Raw genomic sequence first — 17,868 nt, 5'->3', positions numbered from 1 at the left:
TTATATGGAACCTTTAAACCAGCACCCTAAAGGAAACGGATTTCAAAATTTTGATTTTAAAAAGTTTATAAGCGGCTATACCAAGCATTGGAAATGGTTTGTACTTTCAGTACTTGTTTTTTTGGTATTGGCTTATTTACAAATGCGAACGCTTGTACCGCAATATACCGCCATGGCTAAAATTATGGTGTTAGATGATGGTGAAAATGAAACCGGAAAAGCAGCTATTAAAGATTTAACCATTTTTTCAGGCGATGAGGCTGCTAAAATAGATGATGAAATTCAGGTAATTAAGTCTAGAGAGTTTTTACGTAATATTGTGGATAAGCTGGATTTAAACATTCAGTATTTTTCTATTGGGCGTGTTAAAGACTATGAATTATACAGTAAAAAACCATTTCAAATTAATTTTATAGCATCAGATTCGTTAATTAATGAAGTGGGTTTTACCTTTTATGTAGAAGCAACATCTAACACGCATTTTAATTACAGGTTACATGAAGATGATGCCCCCAAACCACTGGCCTTTGGTGAAAAAATAGACACGCATTTTGGAGGGATGATTTTAACACCTAACACCAATATTAGTGGTTATACCAATCAAATTATTAAAGTAGATATTATTCCTGTTGAACGCATTGCGCAAAGTTTAAAAGGCCGTATAGGGGTGTACCCCAGTGGGGAATCGTCTAAAGTATTAAATATTACAATGGACGACCCTGTGGAGAAAAAAGCCATTGATATTATAGGGACGCTTATTGATGAATACGATACCTCGTCTATTAATAAAAAACGCCGACAAGCGATTAACACGGCTAATTTTATTAATGAGCGTGTGCAATCTATTGCATCTGATCTTGAAAACGTAGATGATAGTATTGTAGGGTTTAAATCGCGTAACCGTATTGCTGATATGGCCAGTTCATCGGAACAGGCGTTTAGCTCTAGTGTGCAAAATGAAGAAATGATTCAAACAGCCAAAACCCAACTGAGTTTGTTAGATTATATGGGCGGTGCTTTGGGTGATAATCCTTATGAAAGCATTCCGTCTAACATAGGTGGTGGTGATGCCGCTATAAATAATATGGCGTCTCGCTACAATGAGTTGTTAGCACAACGCAGTAATTATTTAAAGAGTGCTGGCGAGAATAATGCCGTGGTGGTAGAATTAGATAATACGCTTGGGCAAATACGCGGTAACCTCTTGCAAAGTATTAACAATACCAAACAAACCTTAAACATACAATTAGGCGCTTTACAAAATAGTTCACGTAAAATAAATTCAAAATTATACTCTGCACCTAACCAAGAGCGTACCTTACGTTCTATACAGCGTAAGCAGGGTATTATAGAATCGATGTACATTTTTCTTTTAGAAAAACGTGAGGAAGCCCACATATCTATTTCATCGATTTCACCAAAAATAAAAGTGGTTGAAAGCCCTTATAGCTTGGGTAGTTTTATAGCACCACAGCCTACAGTGCTTATTTTTGGGGCTTTATTTTTAGGTTTGTTTATACCGTTTGGTGTTATTTACGTGAAAGATTTATTAGATACTAAAATTCATAGTAAAGAAGACTTGCAACAGGAAATTCCTAATATTACGGTACTGGGTGAAATACCAAATTTTGGCAATAAAGCCAATGGTTTGGTAACCAAGCACGACCGTTCTATCATGTCTGAATCGTTTAGAATTATACGTACCAACCTAGACTTCATTGCACGCGGTAGACAAGTGAAAACGCAAAACAATGTGATATTTGTAACCTCTACTATTAGCGGCGAGGGAAAATCGTTTGTGAGTTTAAACTTGGCATTAACGATGGCTAATGCAGGTAAACGCGTGTTGTTACTTGGGGCTGATATACGTAACCCACAAATTTATAAAGCTATTAAACGCCGCATAGATACGGAAGAAGCTGATATTGGTTTAACAGAATTTTTAGTAGATGATACCTTAGGTATTCAAGATGCTGTAAACCCGTATGATATTAATGACGTGTCTATTGATATTATGCTATCTGGTAAAATACCACCAAACCCAGCAGAGTTGTTAATGAGTGACCGTATGAAAGTATTATTTGATACTGTTTCTGAACAGTACGATTATGTTATTGTAGATACAGCTCCTGCCATGTTAGTCACAGATACATTATTAATAAGCCAATATGCGGGTCATACCATATATGTAACCAGAGCAGGCTATACCGAAAAGCGCATTTTAAACTTTACCAAAGAATTACATGCCGATAATAAATTAAACGGTATGATGCTTGTGGTGAATGATGTACAAGAATCTAACTATGGTTACGGTGGTAATTATGGGTATTATGCAGCACCTCAAAAGAAACGCTGGTTTAAAAAAGGGAAGGCTTAAAAACGATATATTTTAATATAAAAAACGTCTGTGATATTATAATTACCGACGTTTTTTTGTTTGTGATATAGCATGATGATATCAACGTATGAGTGTGTTTATAGCGTTTGGTTTTTGATACAATGCCTTGTGCCCAAAATTACGCGAACTGATGTGATAAGAATTTGAAAAGGGTTGTTTAACTGTTTTGTAGTGATGTCGTTTTTCGCTGTTTTTATATGGTTTAATTTATATCTTTTTTTAGCCTTTCAGGTTGTTGTCGGCTATCAAAAATAGTAATGATTTCAACTTCATTTTTAGGGAAATTAATCTGATAATACAGGGTTGTTTGTTTTGTTACAACACATTTATACAGGTTTTGGAATTCAGATGATTTCGGAAAGCTTTCTGGATGCACTGAAATTTGGTTGATTTTTTCAGTTAATTTAGTAATAAAATCATCTCTTGTTTTTAAATTCCAATGTTTTATTAAGTATTCTGATAGTTTTAGAAGCTTAGTTTCTGCAAGAGCAGATAAAAATACAGTCATTATTTACGACATTTTATTTAAAAAATCCTCGTAAGAAATCCTTCGTCCTTCTTTAAGGTCTTGAATGCCTTTTTTGATTTCTGCCTGCTCAGAGGCACTAAGGTCATACCAAAAATCTTTTTCTTCTTTTTTCACAAAATCAGCTATACGTTGAATAAATTCAGCGTTTTCGTTTTCTAAAATGATTTTTAGTAATTCTAGTTTTGTGGTTTGTATGTCCATGTAAATAAAAATTGTCTTAAACAAATTTACAAAAAAAACAGCTCAATTTTAATACCAGGTTTTTGATACCATGCTTTATAGTGAGATGAAACGCGAACTGAGGTGCTAGGATTATAGGTTATATTTAGGGGGACTGTACAAACTTCGGCATATTGTTTAACGTGTTTTACTAGATAGTGTAGGCATCACGTAAATCTGAAAAGTTTACGCCTTTTACGGTGCGACCATTTTAATAACTAGGCAAGGAATTATTCTTTTTGTGAGCATAATTTTTTCATCATCATCAGTTCGCCTGATGCGATTTTATTGGTATCGTATTGCTCACTATGGCTTCTCGATACAATGCCTTGTGCCTCAAAATCACGTGGACTGACGTGATATTAGTATTTAACTGGCGTAATATGCAAAGGCATCAATAATAATGGCATCATCTACTTTGCAATCTATTTTAGGTTTTCCTATGGCTTCTAACAATACAAAATTAATATTTCCGTGGTTATTCTTCTTGTCATATTTAAGAAGCTCCATTATTGGTTCATATTCAGAGGTATCAATTTTTACTTTACCATAGTAACTAACAAATAACGCTTTAATTGCGTCTGTAGTTTCTTTAGGAAACCCTGTTAATTGAGTAGAAATGTAGTTTGCTAAAATCATGCCTATTACAATAGCTTCACCATGAAGCAGTGTTTGCTTGTTTGGGTGACTTAAAAAATACGATTCTATGGCGTGCCCAAGGGTATGCCCATAGTTTAGGGTTTTGCGTATACCATCTTCAAAAGGGTCTTCGCTAACCACATGCTTTTTAATAAGCACCGATTCATAAATAAGCATGTCTAAATCGGCCAAGGTTAATGCGGCTAAATCTTGAAACTTTTGCCAATAGGTATCACCGCTAATGAGCCCGTGTTTTAGCATTTCGGCAAGACCAGAGCGCATTTGGTTTGCTGGGAGTGTATTTAAAAAATACGGATCTATAAGTACCATATCTGGGTCGCTAATAACCCCAATTTGATTTTTTAAATGCCCTAAATCTACACCTGTTTTTCCACCTACCGAAGCATCAACCATAGATAATAGGGTAGTAGGCACATTAACATAAGCAATACCTCTTTTAAAGGTACAGGCTACAAAACCACCAAGATCTGTAATAACGCCACCGCCAATGTTTATCATAAGACTTTTTCTATCGGCATCAAGATCAGACAAGGTGTTCCAAACGCCCACACAAGTGTCTATGGTTTTATGTATTTCGCCCGATGCTATTTCAATAATCTCAATAGCAACATGAGTTTCTAAATGTTTTAAAAATAATGGTAAACAATGGGTGTGCGTGTTTTCATCTACTAAAATGAAGATTTTAGAGAAATTATGTTGTGTAATGTGCGCATTTATAGCAGTGTAGCACGTATTGTTGAAATGAATTTTACAATTTTTATAACTAATAGAATCCATAAAAAAAAGTTAAAATTTTTAAAGCCGTGAAATTACGGCGTTTTTATATAAAATGATAGCATAAGGTTAATTATATTTGCCGAAAATTTTGAAGATAATGCAACAAAACAATCAAATCTTTAATAATACTGAAATTGCGTTTTCATTAAAGAACAATACCGCTTTAAAACGCGCGTATTATTTGTTTAGAATGATTTCTATAGCGCCCTTGGTTAAAATAGGCACTGCACTTACCCATGTTGCTATAAAATTACGTTTGCCTATTGATGGTTTAATACGTGCTACCGTATTTGATCATTTTTGTGGCGGTGTTAACGAAAACGATTGCGTACCTGTAATTAATGCGATGTATGACAAAGGGGTGTGTTCTGTGTTAGACTATTCTGTGGAAGGCAAAAATGATGAAACACATTTTGATGCGTCATGCGAAAAAATACTTGAGATTATTGAATTTGCCAAACATTTAGAAGCTATACCTATTGCGGTTTTTAAACCTACGGCATTTGGTAGTATACGTTTGTATGAAAAAGTAGGTGCTGGCAGTACATTAAGCCCTGCCGAACAAGACGCATGGCAACGTATTGTAGCGAGGTTTGATGCCGTTTGTAAAAAAGCCAAAGCTTATGACGTTGCTATTTTAGTTGATGCCGAAGAAAGCTGGATGCAAGATGCCGCCGATGGTTTGGTAACACAAATGATGCAAACCTACAATACCGAAAAGGCGCTTATTTTTAATACACTGCAAATGTACAGACACGACCGTATGGCGTTTCTAAAAAAAGAACACGAAAAAGCCCTTGCCGAAGGTTATTTTTTAGGTTATAAAGTAGTGCGTGGTGCGTATATGGAAAAAGAAAATGATAGGGCTGAAGACCGCGGCTATGCATCACCTATATGCAAAGACAAGTTTACAACCGATGAAAATTTTAATGCGGCTTTAAAATACATTATGGCGCATATAGATACCATTGCTTTATTTGCCGGAACACATAACGAAAACAGTTCATACTTGCTTATGGATTTAATGCAAAACCAACAAATAGCCCATAATGATGCCCGCGTATGGTTTGGCCAATTGTACGGTATGAGTGATCATATTAGTTTTAACTTGGCACACCATAGCTATAATGTGGCTAAGTATTTACCGTTTGGCCCTGTAAAAGATGTGATGCCTTATTTAATTAGAAGGGCTGAAGAAAACACCTCGGTAGCAGGACAAACCAGTAGAGAATTAACGCTTATAAACAAAGAGATCCAGCGCAGAAAAGAGGTGTAGTTTTATAGTGTAATATAATTTGAGATGATTTGCTTTTGGTACATGTTTACACTAATTAATTAAATTATGTTGAGGCAACATATAACATTTAAGAAACAAACAATAAATACAGACGTTGCCTGTGTGTTGCCAATAGTAGTCTTATAACTAAGTAATTAATTTGCACATTGTAGGCATAAGTGCTTTTTTTAACTCACAAAGGTTTCTTTTATTACTTCTTTGCAATTTCTGATTTCTGATGTTGTCAAACATTCAAAAACTCGGACGATTCTGGTTTTATCAACTGTCCGAATTTGGTCTATTGCAATCATTCCCTTTTTTCCGTTATGTTTTACTGAAACTCTTGTTGGATACTCTTTCAGGTTTGTAGTCATTGGAGCAAGCACGATGGTGTTTAAATATTTATTCATTTCATTTGGAGAAATGATAACACAAGGTCTTGTCTTTTTTATTTCACTCCCAATTGTTGGGTCAAGATTTACAAGAACTATTGCATATTGTTTTAAATCCATTCTTCAAGGTTTTCATCATCGAACACATCATTCATAAGTAATTTGTCGTCACCGTTTTCACTCATCTTCTTAAATTTCTCTTCCCAATTTTTTCTTGGTGAAGTAACAGGTTTTATAATTATCTGCCCTTTTTCAAGAATAAGTTCAACCTTGTCTTTTATGTTATATTTTTCCAAAATGGTCTTGCTTAAACGAAGCCCTTTTGAATTTCCAATTTTGATTATTGATGTTTCCATAATATCTTAGTATGTTATTACAAAGTAAATACATTTTATTACGATATCAAAATTCGTTCCGTATTGATGTTAATAATCTATAAATGCCATTACTGCATAGTTGGCTACCTCTAAGAATTCACCCGATATTGCTAGCGTAACTGTAAAACCGAAAAACTTTGTGTATTTTCAGTAATTGATGGTTATGAGTAATCGTTTCAATGAAAAAAATGCAAATGCGTTTTAGATATGTGCTTTAAGTAAGGCTTTTATAGTATGTGCAGCAGTATGCGGTTTTACTGTTTCAAACACAGAAATATCAGTAATATTATTGCACGGTGTTTGCGTGCTAATTTCAAAAATATCTTTATGGGCGGTAGGTATTATGGTTTCATGAGCAGCAACTAAGATTTCTGAAAACTTTTCACCTGGCCTGAGGCCTGTAATACGGATGTGATCTTCTAGATTTTTATGATTACGCTGTAAAAGCTTTTTTGCGATATCTATAATTTTAATGGCTTGCCCCATGTTGAAACTGTATAATGTATAGCCTTTACTTTTATATGTTGCTATTTGTAAAATAAGTGCGGTAGCCTGTTGCTTGGAAATAAAATAGCGTGCAATATTGGTATTTGTAATGGTTAGCGGTAAACCCAACGCTAATTGTTGTTTAAACTGGCATACCACAGAACCATTAGAACCAAAAATATTACCAAACCTTGCTGTTATAAAGGAGGTAGTACTGGTTTTAGATAGGGTGTGTAGATAGTTTTCGACCACCTTTTTACTCATGCCCATAACACCCGATGCTTGCACAGCTTTATCGGTTGATATAAACACAAATTTTTGTACCTTAAATGTATGCGCCATATTAGCTACACGATGTGTACCTAAAATATTTACTCTAACAGCATTGTATGGCGCGTTTTCCATAAGGGGCACATGCTTGTAAGCGGCGGTATGAAATACCAGTGTTGGTTGGTGTGTTTTAAAAATGTGCAGCAATGCATCTTCATCTAAAATATCTAAAAGTGCAAAAGTTATGTGGTTGTTTGCTGTGTTTTCTAAGGCTTTGCTAAGATTATAAAGAGGGGATTCTGCAACATCAACAGCTATTAATTTTTTAACATTTGAAGCAGCCAATTGATTGGTTAATGCACTGCCAATGGTGCCTGCAGCGCCTGTTATTAAAATGGTATGTTGTGAAAAATCTAGTGTTTTATTTTGTGTAGCATAGGTAGTTTGATCAGAGACCTCTTCATAGCTATTAAAAAGTTGGTCTAAATAATTGGGCGTATTTGGTTTCATGTATGCACACTATGAAATTAATTTATTGTATGGTAACGTATAAATATACGATGTTTTAAATTTAAATTTTTAATTACGTGTCAACCGCTTTTCTTTATTTTTTACATAAATTAATTTGTATTTTCCTTTTTGGTTTTCGCGTTTTTCAATATCAAAAGCAGCTGTTGCATTTATTAGTGGCGTTAACTTTTGAAACCCATAGTTTCTAGGATCAAAATTAGGACGTTTTTTTTGAATTAAACTTCCAACGTCTCCTAAAAAAGCCCAACCATCATCATCTGACACGGCATTAATAGAATCCGCAATAAGTTTCAGCTCTTTATTTGTTATTTTTTCAACTGATTCTATGTCTTGTTCTTTAGCTTCTTCAGATTGTTTTTCTTTTGATTGTGTTTTAAGAATTTCAATATATATAAACTTATCACAGGCCACTATAAATGGGTTTGGTGTCTTCTTTTCACCAATACCAATTACTTGCATACCTGCTTCTCTTAATCTTGTTGCTAATCTGGTAAAATCACTGTCACTAGAGACAATGCAAAACCCATGTACTTTATTAGAGTATAAAATATCCATAGCATCTATAATCATGGCTGAATCTGTAGCATTTTTACCAGAGGTATAACCATATTGTTGAATAGGTGTTATGGCATGTTCTAATAACATGTTCTTCCATTTAGATAAATTAGGCTTAGTCCAATCACCATAAATTCTTTTTATTGTGGGGTTGCCGTATTTTGCTATTTCTTCCATCATTTCTTTTACTTATGCAGAAGGTATATTATCGCCATCAATAAGAACGGCAAGGTTTATGTTTGTTGTCTGTGACATGGTTTTTATGTGTATTTTAAGCTCAAATTGCTTAATTATGATGTAAATTAAATTTTTATTTTGTGTAGATGTTTTTTACTAAACGTATAAAATTTGTAATGTAGTCATAAAATTAGAAACGGCAGCATTTATAATTAAAAGTATATTATTTAGTTATGACTTTAAAAATGGTTTGCGCTATAAGTTTGATATCTAATAAAAAGCTTTGATTTTTAATGTAGGTTTTGTTGTAACGCAGTTTATCAGGAATTATAGTATGTATAAAAAAATGTTCAGGATCATCGGCTGCTTTTAAAAGTTCAACCTCATTCCGATATTTTAAAGAGGCAAGCCCTGTAATACCTGGGCGTACCGCAAAAATTTTCATATCATCTTCAGTATAAAAATTAACGTAATATCGTAGTTCGGGTCGTGGCCCTACAAAACTCATATCACCTTTTAAAATATTGAATAACTGTGGAAATTCATCTAATTTATACCGTCTTAATACATAACCAACTTTAGTGATTCTATTATCATTATTACCAAGGGTGAGCAAGCCCGATGTTTCAGAACGCACACGCATGGTTCTAAATTTATAAATATTAAAATCTGTGTTGTGCTTCCCAACACGCCCTTGTATGAATAGGATAGGGCCTTTAGAGTCTAGTTTTATAAGTATGGCAATAATTGCAAGTAAGGGCGCCGTTATGATAATACCAATAACCGAAAAAACAATATCAAAACCTCGTTTTAGCATGTTAGGGGGCGTGCTTAAAATTTTTAACGGTAGCTATACTATCGCAGTTTTCAATGGTTAATTCATACAGAAAATCATTGTACTGCCCTTCAATACAATAAGTGCCACAAGGTGTTTGCCTAGGGTTGCTTTTTGAAAACACCACATTACCAGTGTGCAAAATTTGTGTAATTATTACAGAATCTTTTAAAAACCTTGGTGTATAATGAAGGGTTTTAGAGTTTATGTTTTTTAAAACGCGTGCTTCTGGCCCGTAACTACACGAGGTTTTTTTACCACTTAAAAAAAAAGCTAAAATGATTAAACCTACTGAAAAGCCACCCAAATAGTAGCCTAAACGTTGCATTAATTTCATGTATTGTGTTTTAGGAAGCTGTTAAAAAATAAGCAAATTGGCATCATTATATCCTAAATCGAACCATTCGCCAACGGGTTTACTGGTTAAAATGCCGTGGTAAAAATACAACCCATTTCTTAAACCGCGGTCTATTCGTAATGAATTTTCTAAACCACCATCTTCTGCAATTTGCATTAAGTAGGGCGTGAAAATATTACTTATTGAAACTGAAGCAGTTTTAGGATATCTGGCAGGAATATTAGGCACACAATAATGTACCACACCATGTTTTTCAAAGGTGGGGTTTTTATGAGATGTTACTTCACTGGTTTCAAAACAACCACCCATATCAATACTAACATCTATAATAATAGCGCCTTTTTTCATAGATTGTACTAAACTTTCAGAAACCACTATAGGCGATCTGTTTTTACCTCTAACAGCACCAATAACCACATCGCAACGTTTTAAGGCTTTGGTTAAATTTTTAGGCTGTATGGTAGATGTGAAAAAAGGCCTACCCAAATGCGTTTGAATGCAGCGTAATTTGGTAATAGAATTATCAAAAACCTTCACGTTAGCTCCTAATCCCATGGCGCCTCTGGCAGCAAATTCACCTACTGTACCTGCGCCCAAAATAACCACTTCAACCGGTGGCACACCACTAATATTACCAAACATAAGGCCGTTACCCGTATGGGGGTTTGATAGCAATTCTGAAGCAATTAATACCGAGGCAGTACCTGCTATTTCGCTTAAGGATTTTACCGCAGGATATGTACCATCGGCATCTTTTATAAACTCGAAAGCTAGAGCTGTAATACGTTTGCTAGCTAAGGTTTCAAAGTATTTTTTTGTTTGTGTTTTTAATTGTAATGCCGATATTAGGATGGTACCAGGATTTATAAGTTTTATTTGCTCTAGTGTTGGCGGCTCTACTTTTAAAATCATAGGGCAGCCAAATACTTTGGCGGTATCTTTGGTTATTTCAGCACCTGCTTCACTGTAATCTTTATCTGTAAAACTAGCGCCTTCACCAGCACCGGCCTCTAATAATACGCGGTGGCCATTATTTACTAGCGCATAAACAGCATCGGGCGTTAAACAAATACGTTTTTCTTGAAAAGCGGTTTCTTTTGGAATACCTATAAATAAATCACCCTTTTTTTTAAAAATTTCTAAGGTTTCTTCTTGCGGAATAAGCTGTTGCTTAGTAAAAGGGGATAATGGATTTGACATGGTGTTGTTTGTTTATAAAAATCAAATTACAAATAAATTTTTTAATGCGAATTAAAACAAAATATAATTATTGATTAAAAAAATAACAAATTAATAAAAGTGATGTTTGTTTTGCCGTTTTCTGTGGTTTTTCCGAAGTGCTTAAATGTTAAATTATGTATTTTTGTAATCAGAATTTAACCTAATGATAAAAAAAATACTACTTCTCTCTATTATATTTTTTAATAGTCTAGTGTTTTCTCAAACATATACTGTAAGCGGTAAAGTTATAGATGAGCAGCAAAAGCCTATAGCGTTTGCTAATATTGTTTTATTGCAAAATGACGTGATTGTAAAGGGAACCACTACAGATGACCTAGGTAATTTTGTGGCGCAACATTTAAAAAGTGGTGTATATACCTTAGAAGTGCGTTTTTTGGGGTATAGCACGTTAAAAAGATCGTTAACAGTTTCTAGTGATGTTAACGTGAATACTTTAATATTAAAAGATGCTGTAGAATCTCTTGATGGTGTTACGGTTGTTGCTAAAAAACCTACTATAAAGCGTATGGTAGATAGGTTGGTGTTTCAAGTTGAAAACTCTACCCTTTCTAACAATACCATGCTAGATGTGTTAAAGCATACGCCCAGTGTTTTGGTGTTTGATGGCCGTATATCTATTAAAAATTCAGAACCTACCATATACATAAACGACCGTAAAGTACATTTGTCTGCCAATGAAGTGTTGCAGCTTTTAGAGGCAACACCGGCCAATAACATAAAATCTGTAGAGGTTATTACCAATCCACCAGCAAAATATGAAGCTGAAGGCGGTTCGGTTTTAAATATTGTAACTACTAGAAATTTAATTACCGGCTATCATGGTTCTGTTTATGGTAGTTATAAACAGGGGTTTCAGTTTCCTAAGTTTTCGTATGGTACAAGTCATTTTTTTAAATCAGATAAGCTGAATACGTATGTCAATTTTAATGATAATCCGCAAAAAGCCTACAGAAACAATCTAGAATTTGTAAACTTTTATACCAATAACATCCAAACAACTGCTTGGGAAACAGATTATAAACGCACCAGACAATCGGCTAATAAAACCATTAATGCGCAAATAGATTATAGTATAGATGCCAAGAATAGTTTAGGGTTAAGCACCAATATGCTAATTTCACCAAGGCGTCCTTCGCAAACCGATGTAGATTCCTATACCGAAGTTTTTGATGCTAATAAAAATTTAGATTCTACATTTCACACCACCAACAATGCTGTTTTAGAGCTTTTTAATATGGCGTTTACTTTAGATTATAAACATCAATTTAACAAAGAAGGTGCACAATTATCGGCCAGTTTGCATCATACAAATTATGATTTTTCTAACTTTCAAGATGTTAATACTGGGTATTTTCTACCAAATGCAAACAGCCCTTTTAGAAATAATAAATTTCAAACCTTTTCTAGTCAGGTTATAAAACTAAGTACAGCACAAACTGATTTTGAATGGCCTTTGGCTAATGATGCTTTGTTTGAAACAGGGGTGAAGGTGTCACATATAAATTCTGAAAGTGTTTTAAATCAGTTTTCTTTTGAAAATGGAATGAAAGAAACAGATTTTGAAAATTCTGATATTTTTGATTATGAAGAGGGCAATTACGCCGCCTATGTTAGTTTTGAAAAAGATTGGCAAAATTGGAGCTTAAAGGCAGGTTTTCGTGGTGAATATACTACAATAAATAGTGTGTCTGCATCACAAAATCAAGATAATGACACTAATTATTTTAAGTTGTTTCCATCGGTTAATCTTTTGCACCGTATTAATCAAAATCACGAAGTGTATGCCAACTATAAAAAACGTATTTATAGGCCTAGATATAACCAGTTAAACCCGTTTAAATTCTTTTTAAACGACAATACATACATTACAGGAGACCCAGGCCTGTTACCACAAATTGATGACGTGTTTACATTAGGATATACGCTAAATAATACCTTTACTTTTGAGTTATACTACCGCTATGAAAACAATCCGACGTTAGAAGTTAGTTTTCAAGATAATAACGAAAACCTTATTAAATACATAAATACTAATATAGACAACAGTGTGTCTTATGGTTTTGATTTTACAACCTACACACCAATACTTAAAGATTGGAGTATTTATGTATTATCTAGTATTTTTTATTATGATAATACGTTTATTGCTTTAGAAAACAATAGCGCAACGTTAAATTTCGAAAAGTGGACATTATTAGCACAAATGGTGAATTATGTTAGCTTTTTAAAAGATAAAAGTTTAAGTGCTGAGGCCTCTTTATTTTATATATCGCCTATAGTTGATGGCCCTTCGGAAGCAAGTTCGCGATTGGGAGTAGATTTAAGTGTAAGAAAAACGTTTTGGGACAATAAAGCGTCATTAAGTTTGGGAGTTACCGATATTTTTAACACACTAAATTTTAATTATAGCACCAATTATTTAAATCAAGATATTTTAACAAAGTCGAATATTGAAAACAGATTGTTTACTGTTGGTTTTAACTACAAATTTGGTAATACAAAACTAAAAATTAAAAAGCGCACCATTGAATTGGAAGAAAGAGACCGCTTAGACCGCAGCGATAAATAATTTAAAAGTATTGTTTAATTTTTTGCCAAAAGTTTTTTGGCGATAATTTTAATTCTTCTTCTAATTCTTCTAACGATTTTTCAGCATCGTTAATTTTATTAAAAATACGTGCTCTTATTAAATAAATTGAAGGAATAAATACTGCCATAACAGGTATTAAATAAACAAGTTGGTTAGAGTCAAAATAAACTTGATCATTACTTATAGTGTCGAATAATTGATAAGCATACATGACTATGGGTACTAATAAAACATGATACCACCAATGCCTGCACGTAAAAAACCATAAAACAAGTAAAATTAAGGGAATCGATTTACTTGTAATAATCCACATGGCCACATTGGCATCCTCAAAATAACCACTATTGTATGTAAATAAAAAAGTGTTCCAAACCTTTTCGTTTGGAACACTTTCATATAAATAAAATAAGTAAGGCGTGCTTGCTATTATGGTAGCAACAATACTGCCTACTATTAAGCCTTTTCTATCCGCTCCTTGGAACTTTGATTTTTCTTTTGTCAACTTTTGCTGTTTCTGTTCCATTATCATTATATGAATCAGCTGCCTGAGCTAAAAATACCATTCCGGTAAAAATCGCTAAAGCGATTAAATACTTTTTAGTTTTCATTTTTTTAAGGGATTTAAATTAATTAATTATTTACCTCAAAAGTAGCTAAAGACTAAAATTCAGTTGGCTTCAAAATGTTAAAGAAATGTTAAAAAGAGGGTTTTTGTAAAATTTAGCTATGGTTTTTCCGTACATAGCAAAAAATACGCTCATTTTAATCATTTGGTTTAGCGTTACATATGGCAGCAGTATTCTGCTTTTTTGTTGGTTACTGTAATGTTAACGTTCTTGAATTGTCTGGGTTTAAAACAATTTTAATACAATTAACAGGGTTATCAATATATTTTTCTATTAATTCTGGCCATTCAATTAGTATGTAGTTTTCACTATATAAATAATCTTCAATACCAAAATTATAAGCTTCTTCAATATCTTTTATTCTATACAAATCAAAATGATATATTAATTTATCTTTTGCTTCATATTCATTAACTATAGAAAACGTTGGGCTACTAACATCGTCGTGACTACTTAGGGTTTTAACCAAATGTTTAACCAATGTGGTTTTACCAACGCCCATGTTGCCATATAATAGTATGATGTTGCTAGTTAAATTGTTAACTATGTTTTGCGCTATAGCATCAATGTTTTCAATGGTATAATCAACTTTCAAAATCTACCTATTTTAATGCAAGTATAAGTAATTAATTTATCTTTTCCTAGCAGTTCAATGCATTTCATCAGGTGTTTTGTGTATTATGTGGATTATTTTGGTGAAAGCACCGTAAACGGAATAATCATTTCTTCCATGGAAATACCCCCATGTTGATATGTGTTTCTGTAATAGCTTACATAATGATTATAATTATTGGGGTAAGCAAAAAACGAGTCGCTTTTAGCAAAAATAAACGAACTGCTCATGGTTATTGCAGGCAAGTGTAATGCTTTGGGGTTTTTAACTTCAAAAACTTCTTTGGAATCATAGGTTAAACTTCGGCCTGTTTTATAGCGTAAATTTAAGCTGGTTTCTCTATCGCCAATAACTTTTGAAGGGTTTTTAACATTTATAGTACCGTGGTCTGTGGTTAAAATAAGTTTAAACCCCAGTTGTTGTGCTTGCTGAATCATGTCTAACAACGGTGAATTTTTAAACCAACTTACGGTTAATGATCTGTAAGCTTTATCATTTGAAGCTAACTCTTTAACTACTTCCATTTCGGTTTTAGCATGCGATAGCATATCAACAAAATTATAAACCACCACTGTTAAATCGTTGTTTTTTAGTGTGCTAAAGTTTTCTGCTAGTTTTTTTCCGTTTTTTAGGTTGGTTATTTTATGGTATTCATAGTTTAAGTTGTTTAAGCCTAAACGTTTCATTTGGGCGTCTAAAAAATCGGCTTCGTGCAAGTTTTTTCCACCATCATCCGTATCATTTTTCCAAAACTGCGGAAATAAGGTTTCCATATCACTAGGCATTAAACCTGAGAAAATAGCATTTCGCGCATATTGGGTTGCCGATGGTAGTATGCTAAAAAAGGCATCTTCTTTGTCTTTTTTATAATAGTTATTAATAATGGGTTCAAAAGCTTTCCATTGGTCGTACCTTAAGTTATCAATTACTAAAAGTAGAGTAGGTTGTTTAGGTGAAATCTCGGGTAGTACCTTTTCCTTAAATAAGGTGTGAGACATAACCGGCGCATTGGTATTTGGTTCAAACCATTTGGGGTAATTTTTTTCAATAAACTTACCAAATTGTATGTTGGCTTCGTTTTTTTGCGATTCTAAAATTTCAAACATCCCGGTGTCTTCAATATCTTCTAATTGAATTTCCCAATAAATAAGTTTTTGGTATAACTCTACCCATTCTTCATAGGTGTTTACCATGGCCAAATTCATAGCTATTTTTCTAAATTCTTGTTGGTAATTTGAGGTGGTTTTTTCAGAAACCAGTCTAGAGTGGTCTAAATTCTTTTTTAAACTTAATAATATTTGGTTAGGGTTTACGGGTTTTATAAGGTAATCGGCAATTTTATTTCCAATAGCCTCTTCCATAATATATTCTTCTTCGCTTTTTGTAATCATTACAACGGGCAAATTAGCCTTTTTTTCTTTGATGGCATTAAGCGTTTCAAGACCTGTTAAACCGGGCATGTTTTCATCTAAAAAAACAATGTCAAACGCTGTATCTGCTATGGCATCTAGCGCTTCGGTACCGCTTTTGCATTTGGTGACTTTATAATGGCGTTGTTCTAAAAAAATAATATGTGGTTTTAGTAAATCTATTTCATCATCAACCCAAAGTATATGTATTGTATTCATTAAAGCTACTGTTAAATGTTATTGTAATAATTATATTTGTAAAATATAACCGCAATTTTAAAAGTTTGAATAAACTTAAAATATTAAACGACCCAATTTACGGATTTATTACCATTCCAAATTCGTTAATTTTTGATTTAATTCAGCATAAATATTTTCAAAGGCTTAGGCGTATTACCCAAATGGGTTTATCGTATTTAGTATATCCTGGTGCACATCATACCAGATTTCATCACGCTTTAGGTTGCATGCATTTAATGCAGCAGGCTGTAAATGTGCTTCGTTTTAAGGGTGTTAGCATTTCTGAAGACGAAGAAAACGCGCTTTACATTGCTATTTTATTACATGATATTGGGCACGGGCCTTTTTCGCATGCTATGGAACATAGTATTGTAAACAACGTATCACATGAAGAAATTTCATTGCTTTTTATGGAGCGTTTAAATGAAGAATTTAACGGAACTTTAACGCTTGCCATTGCGGTTTTTAAAGGTGAATATCATCGAAATTTTCTGTGTCAGCTTATTTCTGGTCAGTTAGATATGGATAGGGCCGATTATTTAAAACGCGATAGTTTTTACACAGGCGTTGCCGAAGGAAACATAAATAGTGAGCGCTTAATAACCATGTTAAATGTAGTTGATGATGAATTAGTGGTTGAAGAAAAAGGTATTTATAGTGTTGAAAAATTTATTGTAGCCAGACGTTTAATGTATTGGCAAGTATATTTACATAAAACCAGTTTGGTGGCAGAACAGTTGCTAATAAGGGTGTTAAAACGCGCCAAAGAATTGCATGAAAGCGGCCATAAATTATACGCTAGTAAAGCACTTATGTATTTTTTAGATACAAAAATTACAAAAGAAAACTTTACTACTGAAACCTTAGAGGTATTTGCGCGTTTAGATGATTATGATATTATTTCGGCAATGAAACACTGGCAGTACGAAGACGATTTTGTGCTAAGCAACTTATGCGAAATGATTATTAATAGAAACCTTTTAAAAATAAAACTTAAAAAGAAACCCGCTAAAACAAGTAGTTTAGATAATCATACAACGGCATTAATGCAAAAGCATAATATTAGTAGCGAAGAAGCGGCCTACTTTGTATTTACTGGAAGTATATCAAACCAAGCCTACCAATTAAAGCATAGGGGTATTAACATTTTGTATAAAAATGGCAAAATTGAAGACATCGTAAAAGCTTCAGATCACCTTAATTTGAAAGCACTTTCAAAACCTGTTACTAAGTATTATTTGTGCTATCCTAAAACAGATATCAGCTAATTAAAAATTAATAAGAAATGGTACATAGCAAATTTTAGCA

Annotated in this window: 17 protein-coding genes and 1 pseudogene; 4 read left to right on the top strand and 14 right to left on the bottom strand. The window is 33.4% G+C overall.

Features of this window, described 5'->3' with window-relative positions; all coding sequences use genetic code 11:
* The first annotated feature begins 4 nt into the window (after positions 1-4).
* Entirely contained in the window at positions 5-2,377 is a 2,373-nt protein-coding gene (locus tag ACYX4H_RS13765) for a GumC family protein (RefSeq protein ID WP_476236856.1), read from the top strand.
* Positions 2,378-2,600: 223 nt separating this feature from the next.
* Here the strand turns inward: ACYX4H_RS13765 and ACYX4H_RS13760 are convergent, their stop codons facing one another.
* From ACYX4H_RS13760 to aroB, 3 genes are all read right to left on the bottom strand, one after another.
* The gene (locus ACYX4H_RS13760) at positions 2,601-2,906 is read right to left on the bottom strand and encodes a type II toxin-antitoxin system RelE/ParE family toxin (RefSeq protein WP_476236855.1); all 306 of its coding nucleotides are present in this window, start codon (positions 2,904-2,906) and stop codon (positions 2,601-2,603) included.
* Between the two features lie 3 nt (positions 2,907-2,909).
* Entirely contained in the window at positions 2,910-3,128 is a 219-nt protein-coding gene (locus ACYX4H_RS13755) for a hypothetical protein (protein WP_476236853.1), read from the bottom strand.
* A 387-nt stretch (positions 3,129-3,515) separates the two neighbouring features.
* Complete coding sequence (gene aroB, locus ACYX4H_RS13750; protein ID WP_476236852.1) at positions 3,516-4,583, bottom strand: 3-dehydroquinate synthase; 1,068 nt, start codon at positions 4,581-4,583, stop codon at positions 3,516-3,518.
* Positions 4,584-4,680: 97 nt separating this feature from the next.
* Between aroB and ACYX4H_RS13745 the strand changes: the two genes are divergently transcribed.
* Complete coding sequence (locus ACYX4H_RS13745; RefSeq protein ID WP_476236851.1) at positions 4,681-5,859, top strand: proline dehydrogenase family protein; 1,179 nt, start codon at positions 4,681-4,683, stop codon at positions 5,857-5,859.
* 188 nt (positions 5,860-6,047) lie between these two features.
* Here ACYX4H_RS13745 and ACYX4H_RS13740 read toward each other — a convergent pair whose 3' ends face one another.
* The 7 genes and pseudogenes from ACYX4H_RS13740 to ACYX4H_RS13710 form a co-directional block, all read right to left on the bottom strand.
* Positions 6,048-6,371 (bottom strand): type II toxin-antitoxin system PemK/MazF family toxin, encoded by a 324-nt coding sequence (locus ACYX4H_RS13740; RefSeq protein ID WP_476236850.1) that lies wholly within the window; start codon positions 6,369-6,371, stop codon positions 6,048-6,050.
* Complete coding sequence (locus ACYX4H_RS13735) at positions 6,362-6,607, bottom strand: AbrB/MazE/SpoVT family DNA-binding domain-containing protein (protein WP_476236849.1); 246 nt, start codon at positions 6,605-6,607, stop codon at positions 6,362-6,364. The genes ACYX4H_RS13740 and ACYX4H_RS13735 overlap by 10 nt, the downstream gene beginning before the upstream one ends.
* A gap of 222 nt (positions 6,608-6,829) precedes the next feature.
* A complete protein-coding gene (locus ACYX4H_RS13730) occupies positions 6,830-7,894 on the bottom strand; it encodes an SDR family NAD(P)-dependent oxidoreductase (RefSeq protein WP_476236848.1) in 1,065 nt (354 codons plus the stop codon).
* 69 nt (positions 7,895-7,963) lie between these two features.
* A pseudogene (locus ACYX4H_RS13725) lies at positions 7,964-8,725 on the bottom strand (NYN domain-containing protein).
* 145 nt (positions 8,726-8,870) lie between these two features.
* Complete coding sequence (locus ACYX4H_RS13720; protein WP_476236846.1) at positions 8,871-9,464, bottom strand: sugar transferase; 594 nt, start codon at positions 9,462-9,464, stop codon at positions 8,871-8,873.
* A gap of 1 nt (position 9,465) precedes the next feature.
* Entirely contained in the window at positions 9,466-9,819 is a 354-nt protein-coding gene (locus ACYX4H_RS13715; protein ID WP_476236845.1) for a hypothetical protein, read from the bottom strand.
* Between the two features lie 21 nt (positions 9,820-9,840).
* Positions 9,841-11,040: an alanine dehydrogenase gene (locus ACYX4H_RS13710; RefSeq protein WP_475296403.1), complete on the bottom strand. Its 1,200-nt coding sequence runs from the start codon at positions 11,038-11,040 to the stop codon at positions 9,841-9,843.
* 184 nt (positions 11,041-11,224) lie between these two features.
* Here ACYX4H_RS13710 and ACYX4H_RS13705 point away from each other — a divergent pair, with 184 nt between their 5' ends.
* Positions 11,225-13,651, top strand: a complete 2,427-nt coding sequence (locus ACYX4H_RS13705) for a TonB-dependent receptor domain-containing protein (protein ID WP_476236844.1) — start codon at positions 11,225-11,227, stop codon at positions 13,649-13,651.
* A gap of 1 nt (position 13,652) precedes the next feature.
* On the opposite strand, the gene ACYX4H_RS13700 is transcribed toward ACYX4H_RS13705, so the two are convergent.
* The 4 genes from ACYX4H_RS13700 to porX form a co-directional block, all read right to left on the bottom strand.
* Entirely contained in the window at positions 13,653-14,174 is a 522-nt protein-coding gene (locus ACYX4H_RS13700) for a hypothetical protein (protein WP_476236843.1), read from the bottom strand.
* Positions 14,137-14,280 (bottom strand): hypothetical protein, encoded by a 144-nt coding sequence (locus tag ACYX4H_RS13695; RefSeq protein WP_476236842.1) that lies wholly within the window; start codon positions 14,278-14,280, stop codon positions 14,137-14,139. The genes ACYX4H_RS13700 and ACYX4H_RS13695 overlap by 38 nt, the downstream gene beginning before the upstream one ends.
* A gap of 208 nt (positions 14,281-14,488) precedes the next feature.
* Positions 14,489-14,893: a tRNA (adenosine(37)-N6)-threonylcarbamoyltransferase complex ATPase subunit type 1 TsaE gene (gene tsaE, locus ACYX4H_RS13690; RefSeq protein WP_476236840.1), complete on the bottom strand. Its 405-nt coding sequence runs from the start codon at positions 14,891-14,893 to the stop codon at positions 14,489-14,491.
* Between the two features lie 92 nt (positions 14,894-14,985).
* On the bottom strand, positions 14,986-16,539 hold the full coding sequence (gene porX, locus ACYX4H_RS13685) for a T9SS response regulator signal transducer PorX (protein ID WP_476236839.1): 1,554 nt from the start codon (positions 16,537-16,539) through the stop codon (positions 14,986-14,988).
* Between the two features lie 65 nt (positions 16,540-16,604).
* Between porX and ACYX4H_RS13680 the strand changes: the two genes are divergently transcribed.
* The gene (locus tag ACYX4H_RS13680; protein WP_476236837.1) at positions 16,605-17,828 is read left to right on the top strand and encodes an HD domain-containing protein; all 1,224 of its coding nucleotides are present in this window, start codon (positions 16,605-16,607) and stop codon (positions 17,826-17,828) included.
* Positions 17,829-17,868: the final 40 nt, after the last annotated feature.

This window comes from Seonamhaeicola sp. ABD4_340 (genome assembly GCF_056312135.1).
This window is presented reverse-complemented; position numbering and strand designations above follow the sequence as displayed.

Coding starts and splice junctions, on each gene's coding strand:
- ACYX4H_RS13765 (WP_476236856.1), top strand. CDS start 5: ATGGAACCTTTAAACCAGCACCCTAAAGGAAACGGATTTCAAAATTTT.
- ACYX4H_RS13760 (WP_476236855.1), bottom strand. CDS start 2,906: ATGACTGTATTTTTATCTGCTCTTGCAGAAACTAAGCTTCTAAAACTA.
- ACYX4H_RS13755 (WP_476236853.1), bottom strand. CDS start 3,128: ATGGACATACAAACCACAAAACTAGAATTACTAAAAATCATTTTAGAA.
- aroB (WP_476236852.1), bottom strand. CDS start 4,583: ATGGATTCTATTAGTTATAAAAATTGTAAAATTCATTTCAACAATACG.
- ACYX4H_RS13745 (WP_476236851.1), top strand. CDS start 4,681: ATGCAACAAAACAATCAAATCTTTAATAATACTGAAATTGCGTTTTCA.
- ACYX4H_RS13740 (WP_476236850.1), bottom strand. CDS start 6,371: ATGGATTTAAAACAATATGCAATAGTTCTTGTAAATCTTGACCCAACA.
- ACYX4H_RS13735 (WP_476236849.1), bottom strand. CDS start 6,607: ATGGAAACATCAATAATCAAAATTGGAAATTCAAAAGGGCTTCGTTTA.
- ACYX4H_RS13730 (WP_476236848.1), bottom strand. CDS start 7,894: ATGAAACCAAATACGCCCAATTATTTAGACCAACTTTTTAATAGCTAT.
- ACYX4H_RS13720 (WP_476236846.1), bottom strand. CDS start 9,464: ATGCTAAAACGAGGTTTTGATATTGTTTTTTCGGTTATTGGTATTATC.
- ACYX4H_RS13715 (WP_476236845.1), bottom strand. CDS start 9,819: ATGAAATTAATGCAACGTTTAGGCTACTATTTGGGTGGCTTTTCAGTA.
- ACYX4H_RS13710 (WP_475296403.1), bottom strand. CDS start 11,040: ATGTCAAATCCATTATCCCCTTTTACTAAGCAACAGCTTATTCCGCAA.
- ACYX4H_RS13705 (WP_476236844.1), top strand. CDS start 11,225: ATGATAAAAAAAATACTACTTCTCTCTATTATATTTTTTAATAGTCTA.
- ACYX4H_RS13695 (WP_476236842.1), bottom strand. CDS start 14,280: ATGAAAACTAAAAAGTATTTAATCGCTTTAGCGATTTTTACCGGAATG.
- porX (WP_476236839.1), bottom strand. CDS start 16,539: ATGAATACAATACATATACTTTGGGTTGATGATGAAATAGATTTACTA.